The organism is Kitasatospora sp. NPDC057936 (assembly GCF_042887525.1).
In the GTDB taxonomy this organism is placed as follows: domain Bacteria; phylum Actinomycetota; class Actinomycetes; order Streptomycetales; family Streptomycetaceae; genus Kitasatospora.
The window spans coordinates 39,099-47,229 of the sequence record NZ_JBHVPD010000085.1 but is presented as its reverse complement, the minus strand read 5'-3'; the positions used below and the strand labels follow the sequence as shown (position 1 = coordinate 47,229).

The following is an 8,131-nucleotide window of genomic DNA, read 5'->3' as shown; positions in this document are numbered from 1 at the left end:
CCCGGCCCCCCCCCCCGCCCCCCCCGCCACCTGATCGCCCACTTCCGGACCCGCTGCCGCGGCGTCGTCGTCCTGCCCCGCCGCCCCAGGGCCCGGGCGGCGGCGGTCCTCGAACTGGCCGCCCTCACCGGCGACGCGATGGCCGACCGCCGGATTTGACCAGGCCGCCCCGGGATTGACCGGCCCGGCCGCGGATTTGACGGCCCGGACCGGGATTTGACCTGCCCGGCCGCCGGATGATCGGCTCGGGCCATGACCGGCGAGCCCGTACCCGACGAAGCGGTGCACCTCCTGAAGGCCCTCCTCGGCGACGCCTACCCGGAGCTGTCCGCGCAGATCCCCCATCTGCGCGTCGCCGGCCACTGCCGCTGCCCGTGCCCGAGCATCGACTTCGCCCTGGACCGGTCGGCGGTGCCCGCGGCGCCCGCCGTGGACAGTCCGTTCGCCGAGGCCACCGTGCTCGACGAGACCGGCGAACCGGTGGGCGGCGTCATGCTGTTCGCGTCCGAGGGCTACCTGTCCTTGCTGGAGGTCTACTCCTGGTCCGACGACCCGGTCACCCGGCTCCCGTCCCCGGACCGGCTCGCCTGAGCGGACCTCGGGCGAACCGGCCCCGGGCCCGGGCCGGTGCTCAGCCGAACCAGCGGGCCAGGGCCGTGTCGAGCGGCGTGCCGTCGGTGTCGGTCCAGGCGAGGTAGCCGTCGGGGCGGATCAGGAGGGCCCCGGCCCCGTCGACGTCCTCCTCGGTCTTCGCCAGGACGTGCTCGACCCGGTCGGCCCGGTCGCCGACCGACCGCCGCCGGCCGTCGAGGGACAGCAGCAGGCCGCGGCCGGAGCGCATCAGCGAGCTCGCCCTGACCGGACCGTCCTCGGTGGTCAGCTCCAGGTCGATCAGCCGGGGGCCGACACCCGGGTAGTGGAGGTCCAGGCCGGACATCATGCCCGAGACGTACCGGTGGGCGTCGGGCAGCCGCAGCAGGTCGGTGACGATCTCGCGGACCGTGGCGATCTCCTCGTCCCGCCCCGGGTTCATGATCACGCCCTGCGCGCGGGTGTGGCGCAGCACCCGGGCGGCGACCGGGTACCGCTCCTCGTGGTAGCTGTCGAGCAGGCCGGCGGGCGCCCAGCCGTTGATCGTGCCGGCGAGCTTCCAGCCCAGGTTGACGGCGTCCTGGACGCCCAGGTTGACGCCCTGGCCGCCGATCGGCATGTGGATGTGCGCCGCGTCCCCGGCGAAGAGCACCCGGCCCTCGCGGTAGCGCTCGACCTGGCGCACGGCGTCGCCGAACCGGGAGGCCGCGCGCAGTTCGCCCAGCACCGTCTCCGGCCCGTACACGGCGTGCAGGGCCTCCCGGACCTCGTCGGCGGAGACCGGCGACGCGTGGTCCGGGCCGTCCCCGGAGAGCTTGCCGAACAGCATCCGGTACAGGTCCGGGCCGATCGGGTGCAGGATCGTGTGGAAGCCGTTGGCCGACCGCGCGTACTCGCTGAAGTGCCCGGGCTCGGTGCGGACCTTGTCTGAGCGCGAGACGAGCGTGAGGTCCGCGGCCACGGCGGACATCCGGCGCTCCCGGCCGGGGAACGCGACGCCCAGCAGCCGGCGGACCGTGCTGTGCCCGCCGTCGCACGCGACGAGGTAGCGGCCCCGGATCTCGCCGCGGATCTCGCCGCTGCCGCCGTCTTCCGCTCGCCACTCGGCGGTGACCCCGTCCGCATCCTGCGCGACCGCCGTCACCTCGCGGCCGCGGAGCACGGGCACGCCCCGCTCGGCGAGGAGTCCTTCGAGGTGCGCCTCCAGCGCGGCCTGCGGGACGCCGACCGGGTGCGGGTACCGGGTGCGCCACGGCGTGCAGTCCAGCTCGACCGGCAGGCCGGCGAAGTGCCCGCCCAAGCTCTCCCCCGCCGGCAGCTCCGCGAGCAGCGGCTCCAACAACCCCCGCAGGTCCAGCACTTCGGCGGTGCGCGGCTGGAGACTGCCGGCCCGGGACTGGGTGCTCCGGATGAGCAGCTTCTCCGTGACGACGACCGGGATCCCGGCCAGCGTCAGCTCGTGCGCCAGCATCAGCCCGGTCGGGCCCGCCCCCACGACGATGACTTCGGTCTGCACAGCAACCTCCGAAAGAAGAAACCAGGTGCAATTCTGCACTCAGTCTACCACAAGGTAGACTGAGTGCATGAATCAGCACATGGGCCTGCGGGAACGCAAGAAGGAACGCACCCGGGAGACGATCGCGGCGACCGCGATCCGCCTCTTCCTCGACAAGGGCTTCGACCAGGTGTCGATCACCGAGATCGCCGAGGCGGCGGACGTCTCCCGGCGCACCCTCTTCGCCTACTTCCCGACGAAGGAGGACCTCGTCCTCCAGCGCTTCGCCGACCACGAGAGCGAAGCGGCCCGCATCGTCCGCGCCCGCCCGGACGGCCAACCCCCGCTGGAGGCGCTGCGGACGGCCCGCCTCGACGCCCTGGCCCGGCGCGACCCGAACACCGGCCTCTGCGACGACCCCGAGGTCATGGCCTTCCTCCGCCTGATCGCCGGCACCGAGAGCCTGGCATCACGGCTGATCCGCTACTCCGAACGCGGCGCCGAAGCCCTGTGCGCGGCCCTGCAGGAGGCCGACGTCGACCCAGTCACCGCCCGCCTCGTGGCCGCCCAGGTGATCGTGGTGCAGCGCGAGCTCGCGATCATGCACCAGGAACACCTGGCCGCCGGCACCTCCGCCGACGACCACTACCCGGCAGCCGTCCACGCCACCGAGCGCGCCTTCGACCTGCTGAGCAACGGACTGGGCTAGGGCGGGCCTTTCGGCTCGGGGTCGTTCAGCAGCGCCTCGACGAGGCCCGGTGGGTCCGGCGACCTTGGTGCCCCAGAGGTCGTAGTCGGTGCACAGGAGCCACGACCGGTCCGCGGCCCAGACGTTGGACGGACTGAAGTCGGCCTCGGGGTTGTCGTACAGGGCCACGGCATCCCCGAGACCGACGGGATCCCCCGTCCGCCGGGCTCGGGGTGGTGCTACGACGCGTCGTCGGCCTTTGCCGGTTGCCAGCGGCGGGCGCGGCCTCGGGGGGCTATGGCTCCGGCGACGGCTACCAGGCCGATCGTGCCCAGTGCGGTCAGGGCCACCGCTGTGGCCTGGGCGGGGGCTTCGGATGTGGGGCGGCCGGGTGGCATCGCCAGGGCGGCCGTGGTCGGGGTGGTGGGGTGCGGGCTCGGGGACGTCTCGTGGTCGAGCGTGCTCGTCACGGCCGCGACCAAGTCCACCGTTCCGTAACCGAGTTGCGGATCGGGCACCGGGCCGCCCGGGCGGTACGCGGTGGCTTCGAGACGGGCCGTCAGCTGGTCGGCGGTGAGGGTCGGGCGGTAGCCGAGGACCAGGGCCGCCGTGCCGGCGACGAAGGCCGTCGCGAAGCTCGGGCCCGCGCCCGTGTAGTAGCCGCCCGCCGCCGGGCCGGGGCCGGTCACGGCGTCGCCCGGGGCGGCCAGGTCCACCCGGCCGCCGACCGCCGCGTTCTCCGGCAGCGCCCCGGCCGGGCCGAGGTCGCGGACGGCCAGCACCTCGGGGTAGGCGGAGGGGTAGACGGGGGTCGGTTTGGCCTGCGCGGTGGGTGCGGTGTCGGGCCCGGCCGGGGCGACGATCAGCGCGCCCTTGGCCCGGGCCCGGCGCACGGCCCCGGCCAGTGCGTCGTTGCCCTCGGGGACGGTGACGCCGACGGCGATGATGCGCGCGCCCCGGTCGGCCGCCGCCGTGATGCCCTGGGCGAGCCGGTCCGCGGTGGTCGTGCCGGTGTCGTCGGTGACGCCCACCGCCAGGACCCGCGCGTGCGGCGCCAGGCCGGAGAAGCCGGTGCCGTCGCGGCGGTCGGCGGCGATCAGCCCGGCCAGGAAGCTGCCGTGGCCGACGCAGTCGTGCGCCGGGTCGGCGGCGCCGTCGAGCCTGGGCGCGAAGTCGGTACGGCCGGCGAGCAGTCCGGAGCCGTCGCCCAGCCCCGAGCCGAGCACCGCGACCGTCACTCCGTCGCCACGGCTCAGCTGCCACACCCGGTCGGGCCGCAGGAACGTCTGCGGCCAGGGCGTGAGCTGGGTGCCCTTCGCCGACGCGGGCAGGCAGCCCGCGGGCTTCCCGGACACGTCCCGCCGCACCTGGCTGACGCCCGGCAAGGCGTCCCCGGGCGAGGAGGACGGCGAGGGCGCGGTCGCGGGCGCAGGTGTGTCGGCCCATGCGGCTCCCGCCGGAAGCAGCAGCGCAGCGGCCAGGACCGTCGCCGAAGCCCGCACTACGAAGGGCCGTCGGCCGGCGGTGGTCGAGGCGGCGGACGGTACGGACGCCGACAACGCCCGCCGTGCCCGAGGCCGGCCGGCCGACGGCTCGCGCCCGCCCGCCTGCCCCGGTTCCTCGTCGGGCGAAGGCCGCCGGCCGGCGGTGGTCGGGGAGGGGGTCGGCAGCGCGGGCTCATCCCCACACGCGTCCCCCACGGACGCCGACGCCCCGGCTGCCGGTCCCCTCCCCTCCCCGCTCCGCCGGCCGACGGCTGTCATAGGGGCGGCCGGGACCTCGGCCGCCGGGACCACCTCGTCCACCGGGACCACGTCGTCCACCGGGACCACGTCGTCCGCCCGGCGCCTCACGAGAAGCCGCCGATCCGGCCTGCCGCAGCCCCGCGCGGCAGCGGTCGGCGGGCCCGTGGGGCCCGGTCGGCCGAACGGACCGCCGCCGCTCCTGCCACCGCCCCCGTCACCCGGCTCACGCGAAACTGCCGATGCGCTCGGCCGGGATGTCCTGGGGCAGCAGGAGGCTGAGTTCGTCCAGGTCCCCGATGTCCAGGCGGGACAGGCGGCCCGCCTGACGCGTGATCATCGCCTCCAGCACCTGCCGCGCGAAGCGGCCGTTGCCGAAGGAGTTGTCGCGCGGAACGGCGCGGAAGAGGGCGCTCAGGGCCGTCAGGGTGTCCGGGGTGCAGGTGTAGCCGGCGGCCTCGGCCTGGAGGCGGACGATGGTGATGAGTTCGTCGTCCGAGTAGTGGTCGAAGGTGATCTCGCGGGAGAAGCGCGACGCCAGACCGGGGTTGGAGGCGAGGAAGCCGCGCATTTCCTCCTGATAGCCGGCGACGATGACGACGACCTCGTCGCGGTGGTCCTCCATGAGCTTCATCAGCGTGTCCACGGCCTCCTGGCCGAAGTCGCCGCCCCCGCCGTGCCGGGGCGTCAGCGTGTACGCCTCGTCGATGAAGAGCACGCCGCCGCGGGCGCGTTCGAAGGCGTCACGGGTCAGCTGGGCGGTGTGGCCGATGTACCGGCCGACGAGGTCGGCGCGGGCGGTCTCGATGAGCTGGCCGCCGGGCAGCACGTCCAGTTCGGCGAGGAGTTCGCCGTAGAGGCGGGCGACGGTGGTCTTGCCGGTGCCGGGCGGGCCGGAGAAGACGAGGTGGTGGCTGATGGTGGCCGCCGGGAGGCCGGCCTCGATGCGGCGGCGGGTCTGGCGGGTGAGGTTGACGAGGTCCTCGACCTGTTCCTTGGCCGCCGCGAGGCCGACCATCGCGCGCAGCCGGTCCAGCAGGCCGGGCGCCGTGGGTTCCTCCTCCCCCGCCGCGGCCCGGGCGACCGCCGCCGCGGCCTCCTCGCCGACGTCGGCCGGGAGGAGCAGGGTGAGGTCGGCGTTGTCGAACTGCTCGAGTTCGGCGAGCCGCCCGGCCTGCCGGTCGACCATCTCCTCGAACACCTTGCGCGCCGCCCGTCCGTTGCCGAAGTCCGGGCCCTTGGGCATCCGTTCGAAGTGGACGGCGAGGGCCTCGCGCGTGCCCGGGGCGAGTTCGTAGCCGTGGCTCGCGGCCGCCCGCTCGACGATGGTGGTGAGCTCGTCGTCGTTGTAGTTCTCGAACTCGACGGTGCGGCTGAAGCGGGAGGCGAGGCCCGGGTTGGAGGCCAGGAACTCGCGGATCTCGTCCTCGTACCCGGCGACGATCACCACGAGGTCGTCGCGGTGGTCCTCCATGAGCTTCACGAGCGTGTCGATCGCCTCCCGGCCGAAGTCGGGGCCGCTGCCGCCCGATCCCGCGGAGAGCGTGTAGGCCTCGTCGATGAACAGCACGCCGCCGAGCGCCTCCTTGACCACCTCGGTGGTCTTGAGCGCGGTGCCGCCGATGATGGAGGCGACCAGGTCGGCGCGCGCCACCTCGGTCAGGTGTCCGCTGCGCAGCACGCCGAGTTCGGCCAGGATCGCGCCGTAGAGGCGGGCGACGGTGGTCTTGCCGGTGCCCGGCGGCCCGGCGAAGACGAGGTGGCGGCTCATCGGGAGGGCGGGCAGGCCGGCCTGTTCGCGGCGGCGGGCGAGCTTGTTGAGGTTGACGAGCGTGGCGACCTGGTCCTTGACGCCCTCCAGGCCGACGAGGGTCTGCAGGACGGCCTGCGGGCCCTGCTCCTTCACGGGGGCGGCCGCCTCACCGGCCGGGCCGTCCGCAGCGGCCTCCACGGCGGCCGGGGTCGTCGCGGCGGCCGCGGCGGCCGTGCCGTGGGCGTCCGCGGAGCGGTTGTCGCGGCTGTCCAGGTGCTCGACGGCGAGCCGTTCGGTCGGCTCGGTCTGCCGCAGGCCCGCGCCCTCGTTCTCGGCGACCACGCAGTCGCTCAGCCGGACGGGCTCCGCGGACTCCGAACGGACGCCGTCCACGGTGTTGTTGGTCATCCGGCAGCCCGTCAGGGTCGCCCTGGCGCCGGGCAGGAGGTGCAGGCCGTGCCGCCGGTTGGCCCGCAGGCCGGCCCGGGTGGCGGTGAGTTCGCCGTCGTGCTCGACGCTCACGCCGTCGTACGCGTTGTCCTCGGCGTCGACGTCGCGCAGCGTCGCGACGCCCTCGGCGCCGACCGAGATCCCGCAGCCCTTGCTGCCGCGCACGGTGCTGCCGCCGACGTAGGTGTTCGCGCCGTCCTCGATGCGCACCCCGTCGCGCCCCGAGTCGACGACGGTGGCGTCCTCGATCCGGCCGCGCCCGTCGCGCAGCACCTCGACGCCGTGCCCGGCCGCGGCCGTGACGGCGAGGCGGCGCAGCAGCGGGTTGGCGCCGTCGCGGACGACGACCCCGGCGCCGGCCGCGTCCCGCACCTCCAGGCGGTCGAACTCGGCCGCGCTCTCGCCGGTCAGCTCGACGCCGTCCGTCTCGCCGTCGCGCACCACCGTCCGGACCAGGCTCGGCCCGGCGGACTCCCCGACGTGGATGCCGGCCTGGACGGCGGACGTCACCTCGCAGTCCTCGAAGGTGCCCCTGGCGCGTCCGGAGACGTGCAGGCCGTTGCCCTGCGTGCGGACCGCGCGGCAGCGCCGCAGCAGCGGGTCGGTGCCGTTGGTGAGCACGTAGCCGTGGGCGCGCACGGCGCTGACGGTGCAGTCCTCCAGCTCCACGCGGGCGGTGGAGCCGATGAAGACGCCGAGCGCGCTGTCGCGGATCTGCGTGCGCACCACGCGGGTGGTGCTCTGCTCCTCGAGTGCGATGGCGGGCTTGTCGGTTGCGGAGATCTCGCAGTCCTCGATCACGCCGCGGGACTCGCCGTTGGCGCACACGCCGTTGCCCCGGGCGTCGCGCAGCACGCAGCGGCGCACGGTGGGGTTGGCGCGCTCGCCGATCACCAGGGCGGAGGTGCCCAGGTGTTCGATCACGCTGTCCTCGATGACGCTCGCACCGGTCGAGGTCTCCACCAGGCCGGCGCCCGCCGGGTTCACCACGCGGCAGCCGCGCATCGCCAACTCGCCCTGCTGGCGGGTCAGTACGGCCGTCCAGGCGCTGCCGGCCACTTCGCAGTCCTGGAGGGCGAGCTGGCCGCGCGGCACGTCCACGGTGGGCAGTTCCTCGTCCCGGCCCTGGAGCACCAGGCCGGTCAACTGCACCGCCTCGGCCAGCACCTGGAGCACCGAGCCGCGGCGCGGACTGATCCGCACGCTGCCCCGGACGTCCTCGGCCGTGATCGTCACCATCTTGGTGACCACCAGGTTCTCCTCGTACCGGCCGGGGCGCACCGAGATCACCGCGCCGCTGCGGGCCGCCTGGAGGGCCTCGCCGATCGTGCGGTAGAAGCCCGGCTGCGAGCCGGACTCCCGCTGCTCCGCACAGACCGTCAGCACCGCGCGTGACATGCGTGGGGGTTCCC

The 8,131-nt window shown here is 74.8% G+C and carries 5 protein-coding genes; 2 read left to right on the top strand and 3 right to left on the bottom strand.

Annotated features, from left to right (window positions below; all coding sequences use genetic code 11):
- Positions 1 to 252 precede the first annotated feature (252 nt).
- A complete protein-coding gene (locus ACFVU9_RS34020) occupies positions 253 to 591 on the top strand; it encodes a hypothetical protein (RefSeq protein WP_380498401.1) in 339 nt (112 codons plus the stop codon).
- Between the two features lie 40 nt (positions 592 to 631).
- Here ACFVU9_RS34020 and ACFVU9_RS34015 read toward each other — a convergent pair whose 3' ends face one another.
- On the bottom strand, positions 632 to 2,107 hold the full coding sequence (locus ACFVU9_RS34015) for an FAD-dependent monooxygenase (RefSeq protein ID WP_387600066.1): 1,476 nt from the start codon (positions 2,105 to 2,107) through the stop codon (positions 632 to 634).
- 67 nt (positions 2,108 to 2,174) lie between these two features.
- Here ACFVU9_RS34015 and ACFVU9_RS34010 point away from each other — a divergent pair, with 67 nt between their 5' ends.
- Positions 2,175 to 2,795 (top strand): TetR family transcriptional regulator, encoded by a 621-nt coding sequence (locus tag ACFVU9_RS34010; protein ID WP_380447869.1) that lies wholly within the window; start codon positions 2,175 to 2,177, stop codon positions 2,793 to 2,795.
- 218 nt (positions 2,796 to 3,013) lie between these two features.
- Here ACFVU9_RS34010 and ACFVU9_RS34005 read toward each other — a convergent pair whose 3' ends face one another.
- The gene (locus tag ACFVU9_RS34005) at positions 3,014 to 4,129 is read right to left on the bottom strand and encodes a S8 family serine peptidase (protein ID WP_380447867.1); all 1,116 of its coding nucleotides are present in this window, start codon (positions 4,127 to 4,129) and stop codon (positions 3,014 to 3,016) included.
- Between the two features lie 613 nt (positions 4,130 to 4,742).
- Positions 4,743 to 8,117, bottom strand: a complete 3,375-nt coding sequence (locus ACFVU9_RS34000; protein WP_387600062.1) for a right-handed parallel beta-helix repeat-containing protein — start codon at positions 8,115 to 8,117, stop codon at positions 4,743 to 4,745.
- Positions 8,118 to 8,131 lie beyond the last annotated feature (14 nt).